The organism is Chelatococcus sp. YT9 (assembly GCF_018398315.1).
Lineage (GTDB): Bacteria > Pseudomonadota > Alphaproteobacteria > Rhizobiales > Beijerinckiaceae > Chelatococcus.
This window is the reverse complement of record NZ_JAHBRW010000001.1, coordinates 3,552,055-3,571,892: the sequence shown is the minus strand read 5'-3', so window position 1 is coordinate 3,571,892 and position 19,838 is coordinate 3,552,055. Positions and strand designations below refer to the sequence as shown.

At 62.3% G+C, this 19,838-nt stretch carries 16 protein-coding genes and 1 tRNA gene; 6 read left to right on the top strand and 11 right to left on the bottom strand.

All coding sequences use genetic code 11. From position 1 onward, the window contains the following. Nucleotides 1–56 precede the first annotated feature (56 nt). Complete coding sequence (locus KIO76_RS16505; protein WP_349629394.1) at nucleotides 57–1,289, top strand: YbfB/YjiJ family MFS transporter; 1,233 nt, start codon at nucleotides 57–59, stop codon at nucleotides 1,287–1,289. Between the two features lie 124 nt (nucleotides 1,290–1,413). Here the strand turns inward: KIO76_RS16505 and KIO76_RS16500 are convergent. From KIO76_RS16500 to KIO76_RS16475, 6 genes are all read right to left on the bottom strand, one after another. Continuing rightward, a tRNA-Glu gene (locus KIO76_RS16500) sits at nucleotides 1,414–1,488 on the bottom strand. A gap of 400 nt (nucleotides 1,489–1,888) precedes the next feature. Beyond that, nucleotides 1,889–3,694 carry a single-stranded-DNA-specific exonuclease RecJ gene (gene recJ, locus KIO76_RS16495; protein WP_349629393.1) on the bottom strand — a complete coding sequence of 602 codons (1,806 nt, stop codon included), beginning with the start codon at nucleotides 3,692–3,694 and terminating at the stop codon, nucleotides 1,889–1,891. A gap of 342 nt (nucleotides 3,695–4,036) precedes the next feature. Then, nucleotides 4,037–5,035 carry a class II fructose-bisphosphatase gene (gene glpX / locus KIO76_RS16490; RefSeq protein ID WP_213324279.1) on the bottom strand — a complete coding sequence of 333 codons (999 nt, stop codon included), beginning with the start codon at nucleotides 5,033–5,035 and terminating at the stop codon, nucleotides 4,037–4,039. A gap of 32 nt (nucleotides 5,036–5,067) precedes the next feature. Beyond that, nucleotides 5,068–6,390 (bottom strand): homoserine dehydrogenase, encoded by a 1,323-nt coding sequence (locus tag KIO76_RS16485; RefSeq protein WP_213324278.1) that lies wholly within the window; start codon nucleotides 6,388–6,390, stop codon nucleotides 5,068–5,070. 124 nt (nucleotides 6,391–6,514) lie between these two features. After that, on the bottom strand, nucleotides 6,515–7,732 hold the full coding sequence (locus KIO76_RS16480; protein ID WP_213324277.1) for an LL-diaminopimelate aminotransferase: 1,218 nt from the start codon (nucleotides 7,730–7,732) through the stop codon (nucleotides 6,515–6,517). A 271-nt stretch (nucleotides 7,733–8,003) separates the two neighbouring features. After that, nucleotides 8,004–8,405 (bottom strand): hypothetical protein, encoded by a 402-nt coding sequence (locus KIO76_RS16475; RefSeq protein ID WP_213324276.1) that lies wholly within the window; start codon nucleotides 8,403–8,405, stop codon nucleotides 8,004–8,006. A gap of 130 nt (nucleotides 8,406–8,535) precedes the next feature. Here KIO76_RS16475 and phaC point away from each other — a divergent pair, with 130 nt between their 5' ends. Beyond that, nucleotides 8,536–10,344, top strand: a complete 1,809-nt coding sequence (gene phaC, locus KIO76_RS16470) for a class I poly(R)-hydroxyalkanoic acid synthase (protein WP_213324275.1) — start codon at nucleotides 8,536–8,538, stop codon at nucleotides 10,342–10,344. Between the two features lie 129 nt (nucleotides 10,345–10,473). On the opposite strand, the gene KIO76_RS16465 is transcribed toward phaC, so the two are convergent. Then, nucleotides 10,474–11,736 (bottom strand): OmpP1/FadL family transporter, encoded by a 1,263-nt coding sequence (locus KIO76_RS16465; protein ID WP_213324274.1) that lies wholly within the window; start codon nucleotides 11,734–11,736, stop codon nucleotides 10,474–10,476. A 435-nt stretch (nucleotides 11,737–12,171) separates the two neighbouring features. Here KIO76_RS16465 and KIO76_RS16460 point away from each other — a divergent pair, with 435 nt between their 5' ends. Next, on the top strand, nucleotides 12,172–13,023 hold the full coding sequence (locus tag KIO76_RS16460) for a fumarylacetoacetate hydrolase family protein (protein WP_213324273.1): 852 nt from the start codon (nucleotides 12,172–12,174) through the stop codon (nucleotides 13,021–13,023). A gap of 82 nt (nucleotides 13,024–13,105) precedes the next feature. Here KIO76_RS16460 and argC read toward each other — a convergent pair whose 3' ends face one another. The 4 genes from argC to rplM form a co-directional block, all read right to left on the bottom strand. Continuing rightward, entirely contained in the window at nucleotides 13,106–14,059 is a 954-nt protein-coding gene (gene argC / locus KIO76_RS16455; RefSeq protein WP_213324272.1) for an N-acetyl-gamma-glutamyl-phosphate reductase, read from the bottom strand. A 117-nt stretch (nucleotides 14,060–14,176) separates the two neighbouring features. Further along, the gene (gene speB / locus KIO76_RS16450) at nucleotides 14,177–15,139 is read right to left on the bottom strand and encodes an agmatinase (protein WP_502761889.1); all 963 of its coding nucleotides are present in this window, start codon (nucleotides 15,137–15,139) and stop codon (nucleotides 14,177–14,179) included. 131 nt (nucleotides 15,140–15,270) lie between these two features. Beyond that, complete coding sequence (gene rpsI / locus KIO76_RS16445) at nucleotides 15,271–15,750, bottom strand: 30S ribosomal protein S9 (protein ID WP_213324271.1); 480 nt, start codon at nucleotides 15,748–15,750, stop codon at nucleotides 15,271–15,273. A 2-nt stretch (nucleotides 15,751–15,752) separates the two neighbouring features. Continuing rightward, the gene (gene rplM, locus KIO76_RS16440) at nucleotides 15,753–16,217 is read right to left on the bottom strand and encodes a 50S ribosomal protein L13 (protein ID WP_213324270.1); all 465 of its coding nucleotides are present in this window, start codon (nucleotides 16,215–16,217) and stop codon (nucleotides 15,753–15,755) included. Between the two features lie 329 nt (nucleotides 16,218–16,546). Here rplM and KIO76_RS16435 point away from each other — a divergent pair, with 329 nt between their 5' ends. The 3 genes from KIO76_RS16435 to KIO76_RS16425 all read left to right on the top strand — a co-directional run bounded on the left by KIO76_RS16435 (nucleotide 16,547) and on the right by KIO76_RS16425 (nucleotide 19,784). Next, nucleotides 16,547–17,047 carry a CoA-binding protein gene (locus tag KIO76_RS16435; protein ID WP_349629392.1) on the top strand — a complete coding sequence of 167 codons (501 nt, stop codon included), beginning with the start codon at nucleotides 16,547–16,549 and terminating at the stop codon, nucleotides 17,045–17,047. A gap of 143 nt (nucleotides 17,048–17,190) precedes the next feature. Beyond that, on the top strand, nucleotides 17,191–18,480 hold the full coding sequence (locus KIO76_RS16430; RefSeq protein ID WP_213324269.1) for an O-acetylhomoserine aminocarboxypropyltransferase: 1,290 nt from the start codon (nucleotides 17,191–17,193) through the stop codon (nucleotides 18,478–18,480). A gap of 11 nt (nucleotides 18,481–18,491) precedes the next feature. Continuing rightward, on the top strand, nucleotides 18,492–19,784 hold the full coding sequence (locus tag KIO76_RS16425; RefSeq protein WP_213324268.1) for an O-acetylhomoserine aminocarboxypropyltransferase/cysteine synthase family protein: 1,293 nt from the start codon (nucleotides 18,492–18,494) through the stop codon (nucleotides 19,782–19,784). Nucleotides 19,785–19,838: the final 54 nt, after the last annotated feature.

The following is a 19,838-nucleotide window of genomic DNA, read 5'->3' as shown; positions in this document are numbered from 1 at the left end:
GAGCCATGCACCAGCCTTCCCCTGCCGTCCTATCGCCAATGCGGTACGACACCGCCGTGACGATCGCAGCCACGAGCGCGGCGTCGCTGGCCATCGCCATGGGTATCGGGCGTTTCGCGTTCACGGCGGTTCTGCCGATGATGCTGCACGACGGGATCACCGACCTGGAACGTGGCAGCTATCTGGCGACAGCCAACTACCTCGGCTATCTCGCTGGGGCAATGCTGTGCATGGCTCTGCCGCGGAACTCGACACGGCAGCTGACCGTCATCATCCGCGTCAGCCTCATCGCGACGGCCGCGCTCACGGCGGGCATGGCTTGGCCGCGCGTAGATCTCTGGGGGCCGTTGCGGTTCCTATCCGGGGTGATCAGTGCGGTAGCCTTCGTTCTCACGTCGGACTGGTGCGTTCGCGAACTGGCGAGCCGCGGCAAGGCTCATCTCGCCAGCCTCATGTATACCGGCCCAGGCCTCGGCATCGCTCTCTCCGGCCTTGCGGCCAGCGGCATGGTGGCGGCGGGCTGGAGAGCTTCTTCAGCTTGGCTGGCCTTCGCCGCTCTGGCATTGCTGGTCGTCGCCTGCATCTGGCCCGCATACCGCAGGTCGTCCGCCGGCGCGGGCAGCGCCGCCAACTTAGCGTCCATCAGCCCGCAGGCGTCGAATCCTGCACCACCACAAACGCAACAGACACAAGATCCCCCGCGCGAGAATCCGCTTGAGGTCGCGGTCTTTGCAGTTTCCTATGGCATCGCTGGCTTCGGCTATATCGTTACCGCGACCTTCTTACCGGTAATCGCACGCGACGCCTTGCCGGGCTCGGCGTGGATCGATCTTTTCTGGCCCATTTTTGGCCTATCCGTCGTGATCGGGTGCCTCCTCGGGACGCGCATCCCACCCCGGGTAGATCATCGGGCCGCGCTCATCGTCTCCTATCTCGTTCAGGCCGTCGGCGTTGCCCTCACGCTCGTCTGGCAGAGCGTGGTCGGCTTCATCATCAGCAGCTTCCTTGTCGGCTTACCTTTTACCATCATCACTTTTCTTGCCGTCCAAGAGATTCGCCGTCTGCGGCCGCGCCACGTTGCCCGGTACTTCGGGCTTCTCACCGCGACCTATGGCATTGGTCAGATCGCCGGGCCACCACTTGTCGGCATCCTTGTCAATCGCGCGGGGTCCGCAAGCATCGGCTTCGCGTTCGCCCTCGGTGTCGCGGCATCGTCCCTGGTATGCGGGGCCTTGCTCTATGCGCTGATGATCCAGATTTGGCCCATCCCGAAGACGGCTGCCACTTGACGACACTGCAAGGCTAATTCCGGTCGAGCGGTACGCGGCTTGCCAGACGGGGACCAGACAGGGATTTTCGTTCAGGGAGGATGAAGCCGTGGCTTGTCGATGCTCAGGAGCCATCACATGCTGATGGCGCGCTCTAGGGGAATCGAACCCCTCTCTCCACCGTGAAAGGGTGGCGTCCTAACCGATAGACGAAGAGCGCTCCGGCAACGGCCGATCGCTCGGCTGCGTTGGCGCGAACATATAGAGGCGTTCGCAAACGGCTGCAAGCGTTCTGGCAAGCCAATTGATCATCAATGGGCATAACTCACAGGAAGATCGATAAGACGCGCCGCCGGCTCGGCTTCGGCACTCGCGGCAACAGCGACATATTGCTTATCTATCAATACCTTATACAAGAACTCACGCACCCTCGGCAAAGAGGCATCCGTATTCGCCGCATCGGCCCGACTGCTCCATATGACGCATGCATCGGCGCTCACACGGCCCCTCGCCATCTTCGCCGGCCGGCCAAATGCATTTCGCGTTAGCGCTTGGCTGTGACTGGCCCTTCGCGATTGATTCCCAAACGACACATGCCACATCGCTCCTATGGCATTGTCTCAACGGGCTGGCTCGGCGACATCAAGCACACGCAGGCTCGCCTTGGCCTGCCCGCCCCAAGTATCCAGCGCTAGTGTGCCCGCGACATGAAGGACACGCCCACGGGCCGCCAGCAAGGCCTGCCCAAGCGGGCGGTCGGCGCTCCTGAACGCCATGCCGCCAAGGCTGCTGCCATCACCGCCTTTCAGGGATACGCGGATATGGCCTTTGACCTCGGAGACCTCAGCAAGCCGATGATGGGGAAAGGCAAAGATCGGTTCGGGATTGCCCGAGCCGTAGGGGCCCGCCTGTGCGATGCCGGCAATCAGCCCCGGATTTGCGCCGCCGGCGGTCACGGCCGCGTCGATCGAGAGGCCGCTATCGAGGCGGGCCTCTGCCACCGCCGCGGCGAGCATGCTGTCGAGATAGCCCGTGAAAGGCTGCAGACCATCAGGCGCGAGGGTGATACCGGCAGCCATCGCGTGCCCTCCCCCTTTGATGGCAAGGCCGGCATCAACGGCCGCCCGTACCGCTCGTCCAAGGTCGACCCCCGGAATGGAGCGCCCCGACCCGGTGCCCCCGGCCGGCGTCAAGGCGAAGGCGAAGGTGGGTAGGCGGAAGCGCTCCTTCAAACGAGCGGCGACAAGCCCGACGATGCCGGGATGCCACTCGGCTGACGCGACCACCAGAACCGACGCCTCCCGCTCGCTGAGCTGCCGCTCCGCCTCCGCAGTCGCCTCCTCTACAGCCTGATGCTCGATGGCTTGCCGCTCGCGATTGAGCCGGTCCAGTTCACCGGCGATCTGCGCCGCCGCCATGCTGTCATCGGTCAGGAGAAGCTTGGCACCCAGCGCGGCGTCGCCGATACGCCCTCCAGCATTGATGCGAGGCCCGACCAGAAAGCCGAGATGCCACGCCTCAGGCGGTGCCCGCAGCGCGGCCGCATCGAGAAGCGCCGTCAATCCCGGCCGTCGCCTCTGGCGCATCACGCCGAGCCCTTGACGAACGAAGGCGCGGTTCAGCCCTTCCAAGCGCACGACATCGGCGACGGTCGCCAGCGCAACTAGATCGAGGTCTCCAAGCAGATCGGGCGGACCGCCGCGCGCGTCCCAAAAGCCATCACTCCGAAGGCGCCGATTGAGCGCGACGAGGACCATGAAGACGACACCGGCCGCCGCGAGATGCCCTAGTCCCGAGAGGTCGTCCTGTCTGTTCGGGTTAACGATCGCAACGGCTTGCGGCAATTCCGCGGTCGCCTGATGATGGTCGATCACCACCGCGTCGAGGTCGAGCCGCGCCGCCTCGGCAAGGGGCTCAAAGCTCGTGGTGCCGCAATCTACGGTCACGAGCAGGTCAGCGCCCTCGGCCTTGAGCGCCCGGATCGCCTCGATATTGGGCCCATAGCCCTCGGTGATGCGATCAGGAATATGGATAATGAACCGCGTGCCGCAACGCGCTAGGAAGCTGGCCAAGAGCGCGGTCGAACAAGCACCATCGACGTCATAGTCGCCAAAGATGGCAACCGCTTCGTCACGGCTGATGGCCGCCGCCAATCTGCCGACGGCCGGCTCCATGTCCCGCAGAATTGATGGATCCGGCATAAGGTCACGCAGCCGCGGCTCGAGATACCCGGACGCATCCGCACCGGCTATCCCCCTCGCCGCGAGGATCCGCGCAACGATATCGGGAAGTCCATGAGACTGCACCATCGCCAACGCAGCCGCCGCGCCGGCATCGTCAAGGCGATCGCGCCAAGCCTGGCCAAGCGCGGAACGCGCGACGCCCAGAAAGGGCCTTGAGGTTGAGGAAAGGGACGATTCGGTCACGGCGTAAGTTTAAGGCCGCGTGGGCCGTGGGGGAATGAGACACGAAGCTTTCATGCTCCGAGGGCCGAGACCGCGTCGCGCGGCCAATTACGCGAAGACGGAGAATTGCTGAATCTATGGAAGCGCTTACCGAAAAATCTTACGAAATAGAATCCGGCTGGCAGCTGCTGTGAAAATGATTCATCGCCCGCGGCCAACGTATTGCGTTCGACTCGCTTTTGTTTGCTGGAGCTGCACCGAGGGTTCTCCCGCGGGATCAGGAGATCAATACGACATCCGTGAACACGACGGCGGCGAAGGAGCCGCGCGTGTCCACGGATGCAAATTGAAGCGCTAGCTTGATCAGCCGAGATGGAATTTCTCGAAGTTACGGTGCTCGGCGCTGATGCGGCGAACCGTACCTGTGGCCGAGCGATAGACGAGCGTATCTGTCTCGATGAAACGAGGTCCGAAGCGGACACCCGACAGCAGCGCACCATCTGTCACGCCCGTCGCGGCGACAACGACATCGCCCGAAGCCATGTCCTCGATGTGATAGATGCGATTGGGATCCGAAATACCCATCTTCGCCGCGCGCTCGAGCTGCTCGGGGGTATCGAGGATGAGGCGTGTTTCCATCTGGCCGCCGACACAACGCAACGCCGCCGCCGCGAGCACGCCCTCCGGAGCCGCGCCGATGCCCATATAGATATCGACACCCGTCTTCTCGGGCATGGTAGTAAAGATTACGCCCATGACATCGCCGTCCGTGATGAGCCGAACTGCGGCGCCAACCCGCCGGACGGCGGCAATGAGATCAGCGTGGCGCGGCCGGTCGAGGATGAGCACGGTCAGATCTTCGACCTTGACGCCCTTGGCCTTGGCGAGCGCGTTGAGATTCTCCTCGGGTGAGGCGTCGAGGCTGACGAGGCCTTTGGGATAGCCCGGTCCGATCGCGATCTTATGCATGTAAGCGTCAGGCGCGTGGAGCAGCGTGCCCTCTTCCGCCATGGCCATCACCGCGATCGAGCCCGGCATATCGCGCGCACAGAGCGTCGTGCCCTCGAGCGGATCCACTGCGATGTCGACCTTTGGGCCGGACTTGTTGCCGACCTTCTCGCCGATGAACAGCATGGGCGCCTTGTCACGCTCTCCCTCACCGATCACGACCGTGCCATCGATCGCAAGGCGGTTGAGTTCCCGGCGCATGGCGTCCACCGCTGCCTGGTCGGCGGCCTTCTCGTCGCCGCGGCCGCGGAGCTGGGCCGCCAGAACGGCCGCACGCTCGGTGACCCGCACCAGCTCCAGCGTCAGGATCCGCTCGATATGCGGGTTCGGCTTGGGGCTGCTAGGATTGGTCATCAGCTTTCGCTCCTGCGCATCGCTTGATTGTACTACTCACGCTCGATCCGAATGATCTGCGGCGTTTCGACAACGTGTCCGTCACCAACTACCTTGTGGATGGCCTGGCGTACCGCAGCTTCCGTCGTGGCATAGGTGATCAGGACAACGGGGACAGGTGCGCCCGAGCGGCCAGTCGGGTCGCGCGTTGCCGCATCTTCGGATCGGTGCTGGACGATAGACTCGAGCGAAATATCGGCCTCTGCGAAACGGCTGACGATCGAAGCCGCCGCGCCGGGCCGATCATTCACCGTGAGGCGCACATAATAGCCCCCGTGGTGGAGTTGCATGGGAGCCCGCTCGGCCTTGCGGAGTTGAGCGACCGGAAGCACAAACGGCTTGCCGCCTGCTCCCCGCGCAATATCGGCAATGTCCGCCACAACAGCGGAAGCCGTTGCGTCACCGCCTGCACCCGGGCCAATCAACGTGATCTCGCGGACCGCGTCGGCGGCGATCGTCACCGCATTGGTCACTCCCATGACCTGGGCGATAGCGGAGGTGAGCGGCACCATGGTGGGATGCACGCGCTGTTCGATGCCCGTCGGCGTGGCCTCGGCGACGCCCAGCAGCTTGATCCGATAGCCGAGTTCCTGCGCCATGCGGATGTCGATCGGCGAGATAGCCGAGATACCCTCGACATGAATGGCATCAGCATCGATCGCTGTACCAAAAGCGAGGCTCGTCAGGATTGCCAGCTTATGGGCGCTGTCGAAGCCGCCGATATCGAAAGTCGGATCCGCTTCCGCATAGCCGAGCCTCTGCGCTTCCGCGAGACAGACGTCGAAGCTCAGACCTTCGGCTTCCATGCGAGATAGGATGTAGTTGCAGGTGCCGTTGAGAATGCCGAAGACCCGCGTGATCGTATTGCCGGCCATCGCCTCGCGCAGGGCCTTGACGATCGGCACCCCGCCGGCTACCGCCGCCTCGAATTGCAACGAAACGCCCTTCGCCTCCGCCAGCGCGGCTAGCTCGCTGCCATGACGCGCGAGCAAGGCCTTGTTGGCCGTCACCACATGTTTGCCGGCTTCGAGAGCGGCCTCGACGGCTGCCTTCGCGGTGCCGTTCTCGCCGCCGACGAGCTCGACGAAACAGTCGATCTCGGAAGAGGCAGCGAGCGCGACGGGATCATCGAACCAGGTGAAACGATCGATGTCGAAGCCGCGATCACGCGTCCGGTCTCTAGCTGAGACGGCAGTGACCATGATCTGGCGCCCGGAACCTGCGCTCAAGCTCCTGACGCGCCGATCGAGCATCAGCACGGCGGACGCACCCACCGTGCCAAGGCCGGCGATGCCTATGCGAAAAACTTGCGTCATCGTTCGTTAAGACCAGGCCTGATTGTTGGTCCCCGAAGGAACATGCGCCAGCATGCGGCGGCCTGTCCGCTCTGCTGATCGGCGGAAGGGTGTGGAAGCGATTGGATCCACACCCATTTACGATCTAGCGGTGAGCCGCCAGTGGCACGACGTTGTGCAACGTTTTGTCAGCCGTTTCAAGGAAGCGCCGCAGATTTCGCGCTGCCTGACGGATACGCTGCTCGTTCTCCACCAATGCGATGCGCACGAAATCATCGCCATGCTCACCAAAGCCGATGCCAGGCGCCACCGCCAGCTCCGCCTTCTCAATCAGAAGCTTGGAGAATTCCAGGCTGCCCAGTGCCTTAAACGGCTCGGGAATTTCCACCCATGCGAACATCGAAGCGCTTGGTGCGGGGATTTTCCACCCAGCCCGCGCAAAGGCATCGACCATCACGTCGCGGCGGCGGCGATAGGTGTCTCGCATCTCGGCGATACAATCGTCCGGACCGTTGAGGGCTGCAGTGGCCGCGACCTGGATGGGCGTGAAGGCACCGTAGTCGAGATAGGATTTGACCCGCGCGAGCGCGGCCAGCAGCCGCTCATTGCCCACTGCAAAGCCCATGCGCCACCCAGCCATGGAATAAGTCTTCGACATGGACGTGAATTCCACCGTCACGTCGATGGCGCCCGGCACCTGCAGAACGGAGGGCGGTGGCTCGCCATCGAAATACACCTCCGCATAGGCGAGGTCGGACAGGAGAATCAGCTCGTGCTTCTTCGCGAAGGCAACAAGGTCCTTGTAGAAGTCCAGCGAGGCCACATAAGCTGTTGGATTGGAGGGATAGCACACAACCAGCGCGATGGGCTTCGGAATCGAGTGAACGACCGCCCGCTCGAGTGCCGGGAAGAACGCCGGCGTCGGCTCGGCCGGCACAGAGCGGATGACACCGCCAGCCATCAGGAAACCGAAGGCGTGTATGGGATAGCTCGGGTTGGGCACAAGCACCACGTCACCCGGCCCGGTAATGGCCTGCGCCATGTTGGCGAAGCCTTCCTTCGAACCGAGCGTAGCCACGACCTGGGTGTCCGGGTTGAGCTTCACGCCGAAGCGGCGCTCGTAATAAGCAGCCTGCGCACGGCGAAGCCCACCTATGCCTTTGGACGCGGAGTAACGATCGGTGCGCGGTCGCCCGGCAGTCTCGACCAGCTTCTCCACAACATGACGGGGCGCGGCGAGATCGGGATTACCCATTCCGAGATCGACGATGTCGGCGCCGTTGGCCCGGGCTGCGGCCTTAGCTCGGTTCACCTGCTCAAACACATAGGGTGGCAGACGCTTGATGCGGTGAAAATCCGACATGGCTTCGTTCCAATCAATGGTCCGGGACGACTCTCTCGCGTAGTGGACCGGTGCTTCGATGCCCTCGCCAGGGGCACAGGCTATTCCTCCAACCGCCGGCGACGCGGCTGAATGTCGTTGATCCTAGAGCCAGCCGATTGGCGCTGGATCCCTTATGTATACCGGCTTTCGTTCCAAAGACGTTTATTGCGTCTCGAATTCTAGCAGAAACGCGACAATCCGGCGCACGTCCGTATTGTGCAGCCTGCTTTCTATTCGCTCGAGCTCCCACCTACTCCGCAGGTAGTGCCGGCGGCTTCGGGACTGGCCGGGCATTCGTCTCCGCCCCCATAGACCGGGCCGTCGCACCCGCGGCTTCATTGGCCTGTCGACGAGCATCGATGCTTTTCGTGAGCGCCTCGACATCGGCTTTCGGCAGCGCTCTGGTGGGGCGATCGGGAGCACGCACGCCTACGGGCAAATAGCCGCCATCGCCGCGCCGGCTCTCACGGACGAATTGCGCCGGCTCCGGCTCCTTAGCGCCGAACCCCGTGGATACCGCGATATCCCGCACGGGGTTGCACGCTGTGAGCAGGCCAGCGAGGACAAAGGCGAGACCGATGGCAAAGCCGGTACTTCCTGCGCGTGGCGCGAAACCCATAATCATTTGCCCCTTGTCACCATTCTGCAGCACCCGCATCTCATTACCTGCTGTATGCCGGCATCGCCAATGGTGCCTTTGTAATCGAACTGGCTTTAATATTAAGTCGAAAATATGGGACGCGCGGGTATCGACGATGCATTCGCCGCTGAATGGAGCCGACATGACGAAGACCACCGACAAGGAACCGCGTGAAGCGGGCTTGACGGATCTCGATGAGCTCTCCCGCAACATCGCACAACTCGTCGAGGAAGCGGGCAAAGTCACTGCGGCCTATCTGCGCCCTATTGAGGAGAACGGTCCGAAAGTCGGCAAGGCAGAGGAGGTAAGCGACGTCGTCAAAACGATGAGTCAGCTTGCCGAGAAATGGATGGCGAATCCGCAAAGGGCAATCGAGGCCCAAGCCAAGCTGACCTCGAGCTACCTCGCCCTGTGGAGTTCAAGCCTGAAGCGTCTCGGCGGCGAACCGAGCGAACCGGTCGTCAGCGCTCATCCTCGCGACAAACGCTTTCTTGACCCGGAATGGCAGGACAATCCGGTCTTTGATTTCGTCAAACAGGCCTACCTCATCACCACTACTTGGGCCAAGCAGCTTGTAGAGGGTGCCGACGGGCTCGATGAGCATACCCGCGACAAGGCCCGCTTCTATGTGAAGCAGATGGCAAGCGCATTATCCCCGTCGAATTTCCTTGCCACCAATCCGGAACTCCTGCGCGAGACGATGCGGGAGAATGGAGCCAATCTCGTGCGCGGCATGAAAATGCTCGCCGAGGACATCAAGGCTGGAAATGGCGAGCTCAAAATTCGCCAGAGCGACCCCGCCCGCTTCAAGCTGGGCGAGAACATGGCGATCACTCCGGGCAAAGTCATATTTCGCAACGATATGATGGAGCTGATCCAGTATACGCCGGCCACAGCGACGGTGCTCCGCTGCCCCGTGCTCATCGTGCCGCCCTGGATCAACAAGTACTACATTCTCGACATCAACCCGGACAAATCCCTCATCCGCTGGATGGTGGGGCAAGGGCTGACGGTCTTCTGCATTTCCTGGGTCAACCCGGACGCGCGCCTCGCGGCCAAGAGCTTCGAGGATTATATGCGCGAGGGCCTTTTCGCCGCGCTCGACGCGATCGAGGTGAATACCGGGGAAAGACGTGCGGCTGTCATTGGCTATTGCATCGGCGGAACCATGCTGTCGATGGCCCTGGCCTATATGGCGGCCAAGGGTATTGACCGCATTGCCGCTGCAACGCTGCTGACCGCACAGGTGGATTTTTCCCGGGCCGGTGATCTCAAGGTCTTCGCCGATGAGGAGCAGATCGCTGCCATCGAGGCAAAGATGAAGCAGGTCGGCTATCTCGAAGGCATGCATATGAGCACGACCTTCAACATGCTACGCCCAGACGACCTGATCTGGCCCTATTACGTTAATGTCTACCTCAAGGGGCAGGCCCCCTATCCGTTTGACCTCCTGCACTGGAACAGCGATCCGACGCGCATGGCAGCGGCAACACATTCCTTCTATCTCCGCCGGTGTTATCTCAACAACGACCTAGCGCGCGGCAACATGGCGATCGATGGAATCAAGCTCGACCTTGGCAAGGTGACGGTGCCGCTCTACAGTCTCGCGACCCGCGAGGATCACATTGCACCCGCCCGCTCCGTGCATCTCGGGGCGCGTCTGTTCGGTGGGCCCGTCCGCCTCGTCATCGCCGGATCAGGCCATGTCGCCGGTGTCGTCAATCCACCACATAAGAATAAGTATCAGTTCTGGACATCAGATGGGCCGCTTGGCGAATCTCTGGACGATTGGCTCGCGGCGGCGCAAGAGACACCAGGCTCCTGGTGGCCTGACTGGCACCGTTGGTTGGAGGCCCTGGAACCGGAGCGCGTTCCCGCGCGTGATCCCCAAGACGGAAAGCTCGAGGTGCTCTGTGATGCTCCGGGCACGTATGTGAAAGTTATCTCCTGACGCTGCGGATGGTCTGGCTATTCCTGCAACGGCGACCGTCCGGTCGAAGATCGGGGCGCGGTTCCATTGTTTCTGATGGAGCGCGGATGGCCGAGGGCGGCGGTGTTTTTTTACATCCGGCCTGCGCGCTCAGTACGTTGCCGGAGCGTAGCGATCAACGAAAGTGGGGCGCGCCGGGGCGTCCCACCGGTAGCGCCACGCGAAGGAAATGATGTCGGCGGAGGCCTTGCCGTCAGCGACGAAAGGCGAGCCGTTGAAATCCGGGTGGGCCCCAGTGATCCGGACCGGGGCCTGCCGCATGAACTGGCGTGAGTAGCCGATATCGAGTCCGAGCCTGTCCGTGGCTTGGTAACTCGCGCCGATCGACGCCCAGACCTTATCGGAATCGGCCAGCCGCGGGCTGCGCACTTCATTGGTCACTGGAGAGCTCTCGAACCCGACACCGGCCCGCATGGCAACACCTTCTTGCCACAGATATTCGGCGCCCAAGGACAGGAACGTGCCGTCCCGATAGCCAAACGAAAGACTGCTGGTCGGCAAGCCGGTCACGCGGTTGAAAACCGCTGAGCGTTCCAGCCGACTCCAATTGGTCCATTCACCAGTCGCGAGGATAGTCCAACGGGGGTTGAGTTGTTGGGAAACGCCGACAGTGACCATTTCCGGCAGGGTTAATCCGGCTTTCGCTCGCATCGGTATGCCAAGGTTCGGAGACCACTCGCCGGAAATCTCGTGATGCACGGGAGATCGGTAGCCGATACCTACCATCGTGCCCGGTCGCGGTTGCATCGTTGCGCCGAGGGAAAAACCGAGACCGAGATCATCGCCCTGAAAGATGGCGCTCGGCGCGCCTGGAGCCACAGACACCGCCCTTTTGAAGGTCAGGTCGAGATATTGCGCCGTTACACCTCCACCTAAAGTCAGCCAATCATTCACACGGTAGCCAAGGGTCGGTGTAATCGCGGCGCTCATGAGATGGGACGAACGGGCGTAAGTTTGGCCCACCCAATCCTGTCGGGGTTTCGAAACGAAACCGTAAGGCGCATTCAGGGCCGCCCCGACCCACCAGGAATTACTGAGTTGGAAGCTGGCGTAGCTCGAGGCCGTATATCGCCACATGCCCATATCACCCGATGGCCAGGGGCTGCCTCCCACTCCGTTGATCGAGGAAAGCGTGTAAAGGTCTGGAGACAACCGTGCTTGCGTTCCGGACAGACTGATGTCGCTTTCGCTCTGCAGACCAGGAAACAGCGCGATCGAGGCTGGATTCCAGAAAATGGAGCCAAGGCCTCCGCTCCCGGCCGCCACCCCGGCGTAGGCGGCACCCTGGCTGCGGGCATTCTGCTCGCGCGCGCCGAAGGCTCCAGCCGCCGCGCCCCTACTTCCTTCCATCATGCAAAACACCAAGGTTAACGCCCACCACCAGAACCGACCGCCACCCATCTGAATGCTCCATGGTCACGATTGCCACCGGTCGCTGGCGCGGCCCAGGCCAGCGCCGAACGGAAACGCAACGCACCACTGCATGTCTGCGGCATGTCCTGATCGGGTCCTACACGCCCGGTGACACACTTCGGCGATCTCGCCGGCCTGTCTCGCGGCCGACTTCTTTCCCTCCTGGCGCCAGCCTCATCACTTCGAACATGCTGGGAATCAGTCAATGTCGAGATCCACATGTTGAGCGAGGGCAGTACGTTCACACAACTTAAAGTTTATTTCCTTTGCAACACATCGAATAACGGTTGCTTATTTCGTCCGACATGTCAGGTCGTACTTGCGGCATTTGCCGGAGGCGTTACACATCTTCCGAGCTAACAGGAGTGAGCGCTGATGAAGCTTGTGCGTTTCGGCAAGGTGGGCGAGGAAAAGCCGGGTCTGGTCGATGCTGACGGGGCCATTCGTGACCTCAGCGGCGTCGTGCCGGATGTAACTGGTCCTTATCTGTCCAAGTCAAAGTTGGCAGAACTAGCGAAGCTGGACCCAGCTTCACTGCCCAAGGTCGATGCTGGTGTCCGCCTCGGCGCATGCATCGGCAATGTGGGAAATTTCATCGCTGTCGGCCTCAACTACGCCGACCACGCGGCCGAGACGAACTCGCCGATTCCGAGCGAACCCATCCTCTTCAACAAGGCGCGTTCCTGCATTGTCGGGCCGAATGACGACGTGATGGTGCCCTTCGGCTCCGAGAAGATGGACTGGGAAGTGGAGCTTGCCATAGTGATTGGCGAGAGGGCCTCCAACGTCTCGGAAGCCGATGCACTTTCGGTCGTCGCCGGCTTCTGCGTCTGTAACGACGTCTCCGAGCGCGCCTGGCAAACCGAGCGCGGCGGCCAGTGGATGAAGGGCAAGGGCTGCCCCACCTTCGGCCCGCTCGGTCCGTGGTTGGTGACGCCCGACGAGATCTCGGACATCCAGAATCTGGGCATGTGGCTTGATGTCAACGGCAAGCGCGCACAGACAGGTTCAACGAAGACGATGATCTTCGGCGCGCTTTACCTCGTCCACTACATCTCGCAGTTCATGCTGCTCGAGCCTGGTGACGTCATCACCACCGGCACGCCTCCGGGTGTCGGCATGGGCATGAAGCCGCCGGTGTATCTCAAAGCCGGGGACGTCATGACGCTCGGCATCGAGGGCCTCGGCTCGCAGCGCCAGACCGTGGTGCCCTACAAGGCCAGCTGACCACTGCCTTTCGGCATCCGCCAGAACAAGAAGCCCGGCCTGATCGGATCAGGCCGGGCTTTTTTGTTCGCGAAAGCTGGCCTCACTGCCCCAGCATCAGCTTGATGTTCTGCACGGCAGCGCCCGACGCACCTTTGCCGAGATTGTCGAGCCGGGCGATGAGGGCCACACGGCCGCCGTCCTTATCCGAGAACACGAAAAGCTCGAGCCTGTCCGTATTGTTGAGTGCCTCGGGCTCAATGCGCCCGCCGAGGGCGTTGGCCTCGTCAATGCCCACGACGCGCACGAATTCGCTATCGCGATAATGAGCAGCAAGCGCGGCAGCTAGATCCTCTGCCGGAGGCTGCGCGGGAAGGCTCGCAAGATGCAGCGGCACGCTGACCAGCATGCCCTGCCGGAAGTTGCCCACAGAGGGGATGAAGATCGGGGTGACGTCCAGCCTGCTCAGAGCCGTGATCTCGGGCAGATGCTTATGGTTGAAGCCGAGGCCATAGAGCTCGAAAGCCGGGGCACGGCCGGCCTCGTAGTCCTCGATCATCGTACGGCCACCGCCCGAATAACCACTGACCGCGTTGATAGTCAGAGGATAGTCGGAGGGGATGAGCCCAGTATCGACGAGCGGCCGGAGAAGCGCGATTGCGCCCGTCGCGTAGCAGCCGGGATTGGCGACGAGCTTCGCCGTGCGAATGGCATCGGCCTGTCCCTCAGCGAGTTCGGCAAAACCGTAGGTCCAGGCGGGATCGGTGCGATGGGCGGTGCTCGCATCGAGGATGCGCGGGGCATTGGCTCCGAGATCACGCGCCAGCGTCACCGCCTCGCGAGCCGCGGCGTCCGGCAGGCACAGCACGAGAAGATCCACGGCCGCCATCATTTCCTGGCGCGCCTTCGGATCCTTGCGCAATTCAGGATCGATGCTCTTCACTGTGATGCCGCCGAGCGCCTGCAGGCGCTCGCGAATGCCAAGGCCGGTCGTTCCCGCCTCACCGTCGATGAAGACGCTCGGCACGGTTCCATCCTTGAAGGACGCTGCGCTCATATCCTGCACTCCTGATGTCGTGCTTACACCCGACGCCGACGATTGCCCGGCTTGTCCGTGGGATGTACGGCGTTGCGCCAAAACTTCAAGGGAAAAACGTGGCTCGCCGCGGCGCGCTCACTCGTCCTTTTCCGCCAGAATCTGCAGGTAGTGCTGAACGATGGAGGCAGCAGCGATCGCCGTCACATCAGCATGGTCGTAGGGCGGAGAAACCTCGACGACGTCCATGCCGTGCCAGTCCAACCCGCGCAGCCCCCAGAGGATCATCAAGGCCTCCGCCGAACTGAAGCCGCCCGCCACCGGCGTGCCCGTGCCGGGCGCAAAGGCGGGATCAAGCGCGTCGATGTCGAAGGAGAGATAGGCAGGAGCGCCGCCGACACGTTCTTCGATGCGCTGGATGATGGCCTTCACGCCGAGCTCACGCGCCTCATAGGCATCGATGATCTCGATGCCGAAATCATCGGGTGCGACCGTACGGATGCCGAGCTGGATCGACCGTGAGGTGTCGATGAGGCCCTCGGCCTCGGCAGTGGTGACGAAGCTGCCGTGGCCCTGACCTGCGTCATCGCCCCAGGTATCTTGATGAGCGTCGAACTGCACGAGCGCGAGCGGCCCATGCATGGCCGCATGGGCACGAAGCAACGGCAAGGTGATGGAATGGTCGCCGCCTAGCGTAACGAGATGGCAGCCATGACCGAGGATATGGCTTGCTTCGCGTTCGATAACGCCCGCCACCTCATGGAGACGGCGGTAGTCGAAAGCGCAGTCGCCCCAATCGACGACACTGCATTCGGCGAAGGGATCGAGCCCGGATGGAAACTGCGGATCGCCGTCGAAGATTGCCGAGGCACGGCGGATCGCCTGCGGGCCAAATCTTGTCCCCGGCCGGTTCGATGTACTGCAATCGTAGGGTACGCCCCAGATCACCGTGTCGATGCCGCCGAGATCGCGGCTATAGCGTCTGCGCATGAAGGAGAGCGCCCCGGCGAAGGTGGGATCGCTCGCCCCTCCCCTCACCGGTCCAAGAAAGGCATTGTCGACGGCGGGTCCGGAATGTGGCTCGTCAGACGGCACCGTGATTCCCTCATCAAAGACCTTTTCTGAAGTTCAGCCCTTGGATCTATTCAGGCGCAAGAAAAAAGGGCAGCCGGAGCCGCCCTTTCTTGAATTTCTGCATATCCGTGGCAGGGACGCCGAAGCACCCCAGGGGATCAGCGCTTCGAGAACTGGAAGGAACGGCGAGCCTTGGCGCGGCCGTACTTCTTACGCTCGACCACGCGGCTGTCGCGGGTGAGGAAGCCTTCCTTCTTGAGCACGGAGCGTAGCTCCGGCTCGTAATGCGTCAGCGCCTTGGACAAGCCATGGCGCACCGCGCCGGCCTGGCCGGACAGGCCGCCGCCAAGAACGGTAACGTTGATGTCGTACTGGTCGACGCGGTTGGCGACGACGAGCGGCTGACGCAGAATCATGCGCAGCACCGGACGGGCGAAGTAGACGTCGACCGGACGATCGTTGATGGTGATCTGGCCGGCGCCGGGCTTGATCCAGACGCGCGCAATGGCGTCCTTACGCTTGCCGGTGGCATAGGCGCGGCCATGCGCGTCCAGCTTCTGGACATGGACCGGTGCGTCAGGAGCGGACGGCGCGATGCGCTCACCCAGCTCGGAAAGGCTCTGGAGGGTCTCGGCCATGATCAGGCGCTCCTCACATTCTTACGGTTCATAGCGCCGACGTCGAGCGTGACGGGCTGCTGGGCTTCGTGGGGATGGGCAGAGCCCTTGTAGACGCGCAGATTGCCGAGCTGCTTGCGGCCGAGCGGGCCACGCGGGAGCATGCGCTCCACGGCCTTCTCCACGATGCGCTCAGGGAAACGCCCCTCAAGGATGAACTTCGCGGTCCGCTCCTTGATGCCGCCGGGATAGCCGGTGTGGTGATAATAGACCTTCTGGTCGCGCTTGCGACCAGTCAGCACCACCTTGTCGGCATTGATGACAATGATGTTGTCACCATCGTCCACGTGCGGAGTGAAGGAGGGCTTGTGCTTGCCACGCAGCCGGAGGGCGACGATCGTAGCGAGGCGGCCGACAACGAGCCCGGAGGCGTCGATGAGCACCCACTTCTTCTCGACGTCGGCTGGTTTGGCCGAATAAGTCTTCATGAGGGTCTTCCGAAACTGATACGGCGGTGAGCCGCGCTGCCACAGCGCATACGGACAAGCCGCCGCGCGAGAGTGACGTTCGCATACTGAGGACAAGCGCCGCTGTCAAGCGATACGATTCATATGAGCAACGAAAAATCGCATATAAAACATCAGCTTACATTTTGTGGTAGTATAATACCTGATTTCTTTGATGCGGCATGCGTTATTTTTCACCCTGTAGCGCCGATAAAGCAATCAGCGCCCGTTTCGCTCCAACGATCCCTGCGCTACCGTCTCCTGTGCGTCTTTGATGAGAAGCAGACGGGCCGCAAAGCCCTGACGTGCGCATGCGGGGAAGCCGCCTGGAGGTTGAACTCGCCTCCGGCGCGAGGCTTGAGGAAATTTCGATGTCCCACGACGACTATAGCGACGACTTGATCCGCCGTGTTCTGACAGACACCAAAACCATCGCGCTGATCGGCGCGTCGAACAATCCGGCAAGACCAAGTCACGGTGTCATGGCTTATCTCATCGATGCCGGCTACACGCTTTATCCCGTCAATCCGGGGCTTGCCGGCCAGACACTTCTGGGTCGTGAGGTCTATGCAAGCCTCGGCCAAGTGCCGGTGCCCATCGACATGGTGGACGTTTTTCGCAATTCCGACGCTGCGGCCGCCGTCGTGGATGAAGCGCTGGCCTTGGCTCCCCTGCCAAAGGTCATCTGGATGCAGCTCGGTGTTCGCAACGACGCAGCGGCAGCGCGAGCCGAGGCCAAAGGTGTAACGGTCATCATGGACCGCTGCCCTGCCATCGAGCGACCGCGCCTTCTTGGTGGACCAGCCCACTGAGGCAGCCTCCAAAGATGCAACCCAGGTGAGACGGCGATTTGGACGTTGACCCGCTCGCGCGTTCGGTTTATCGAACAGTACGGCCGTTAAACAGGAAATGCTATAAAAGGTGAGCGTGGCCGCACCACCGAGGAGAGTTGGCAATGGCTGATAAAGAACCCGGTTTCGACACGCTGGCCATCCATGCCGGTGCCCATCCGGACCCAACCACCGGTGCCCGTGCGACACCCATCTATCAGACGACATCCTTTGTCTTCAACGACGTCGAGCATGCGGCCTCTCTGTTCGGGCTGCAGGCGTTCGGCAATATCTACACGCGCATTGGCAATCCGACCAACGCCGTGCTCGAAGAGCGCGTCGCAGCCCTTGAGGGCGGCACCGCCGCGCTCGCCCTCGCCTCCGGCCACGCCGCGCAGTTCCTGACCTTCCATGCCCTGCTGCAACCTGGTGACGAGTTCATCGCCGGCAATCGGCTCTATGGCGGCTCCATCAATCAGTTCAACAATTCTTTCAAGAGCTTCGGCTGGAATGTCGTCTGGGCCGACAGCACGGACCCCTCAAGCTTCGAGCGGGCACTTTCGCCGAAGACCAAGGCGATCTTCGTGGAATCAATCGCCAATCCCGGCGGCGTCATCGTCGATATCGCGGCGATCTCAGCGATTGCCAAGAAGGCCAATGTGCCGCTCATCGTCGACAATACCCTGGCAACACCGTACCTCTGGCGCCCTATTGAGCACGGCGCCGACATCGTGGTGCATTCCGCGACGAAGTTCCTCGGCGGCCATGGCAACTCGATCGGCGGTCTGATCGTGGATGGCGGCAGCTTCAACTGGATCGGTGACAAGCGCTATCCGCTGCTCTCCGAACCGCGCCCAGAATACAACGGCATGGTTCTTGGCGAGACTTTCGGCAATTTTGCCTTCGCCATCGCGACGCGCGTGCTCGGCCTGCGCGATCTCGGGCCGGCGCTGTCGCCCTTCAATGCCTTCCTCATCCTCAATGGCGTCGAGACGCTTTCTCTCAGAATGCAGCAGCACTCCGACAACGCGCTCGCGATCGCCCAGCATCTCTTACAACACCCGGCCGTTGCTTGGGTCGGCTATGCCGGCCTCGAGACGAGCCCCTACTATGAGCTCACCCGGCGCTACCTGCCGCGCGGCGCCGGTGCCGTCTTCACCTTCGGTCTGAAAGGCGGCTACGACGCGGGCGTCAAGCTTGTCTCCAGCCTGAAGCTCTTCTCGCATCTCGCCAACATCGGCGACACGCGGTCGCTCGTCATCCATCCGGCCTCGACCACCCACAAGCAGCTTACCGATGAGCAAAAGGTCGCTGCCGGCGCCGGCCCTGACGTGGTGCGCCTGTCCATCGGCATCGAGGACAAGGACGACCTGATCGCCGATCTTGACCAGGCGCTTGCCGCCGCCAGCGCCTGAGGAGCCCAATCATGTCAGAACAAGCCCAGAAGCCTCTCGCTTTCGCAACCCGCGCCGTCCAGGCCGGGGCTGTGCCCGATCCGGCGACCGGAGCCCGCGCCACGCCCATGTTCCTGACCAACGGCTTCGTCTTCGATGGTCCGGACATGGCCGCTGACATCTTCGCGATGCGCCAGACCGGCTTTTCCTATTCAAGGGGCTCCAACCCGACGACCGCGCCGCTCGAGCGGCGGATTGCCTCGCTCGAAGGAGGCACGGGCGCGGTCGCCATCGGCTCCGGGCAGGCCGCGCTCCTCGTCGTTCTCATGACCCTGCTTGAAAGCGGCGACGAGTATCTGGCGGCCAGCATCCTCTTCGGCGGGTCCCTCGGCTTGATGGGGCGCCTCGCTAAGCGTAACGACGTGAAACCGATCTTCGTCGATGCCGACAAGCCGGAGAATTTCGAGCGCGCCATCACGCCGAAGACGAAGGCAATCATCATCGAGTCTATCGTCAACCCTTCGGGGGAAGTGGTTGATATCGAATCTATTGCGAAGATTGCGCAAAAGCACAACCTGCCGCTTGTGGTCGACAACACATTGGCAACTCCCTTCTTGATCCGCCCCTTCGAATACGGCGCCGACATCGTCTTCCATTCCGCGTCGAAGTTCCTCGGCGGCCATGGACAGGTCATCGGCGGGGCCATCGTCGATGGCGGTCGGTTCAACTGGACGGGCGACAAGCGTTTCCCGATGATTTCGGAGCCTTGGCCGGACTACGGCGACATGATCCTGACTGAGAAGTTCCCGGCGAGCCCCTTCGCCGTGGCTTCGCGCCTTTACGGCCTGCGCGATCTTGGGCCGGGCCTCTCCCCGTTCAACTCGTTTATGATCCTGACCGGCATAGAGACGCTGCCGCTACGCATGAGGCGCCATTGCGCCAACGCCCATGCCGTAGCGGGCTATCTTGCCACTCATCCGGCCGTCGCCTCGGTGAGCTATCCCGGCCTCGCAGGCAATCCCAACCACGAGCTCGCGCTCCGCTACAGCCCGCTTGGGCCGGGCTCGGTCTTCACCTTCGCCCACAAGGACGGGGAGCAAGGCGCGCGGCGTTTCCTCAAGAACGTCAAGCTCTTCTCGCATCTCGCCAATATTGGCGAGACCCGCTCGCTCGCCATCCACCCGGCGACGACAACGCATAAGAGCATGAAGCCGGAGCTGCAGGCAAAGGCCGGTGTCGGCCCGGAGGTCATCCGCATGTCCATCGGCCTTGAAGACCCGAAGGACCTGATCAACGACCTTGAACAGGCTCTCGCCGCGACGTGAGACTGAAGGTTTCAGCTCTTCCTTCCTTGGCGGACGGGCCGCGAGTGGCGCGCC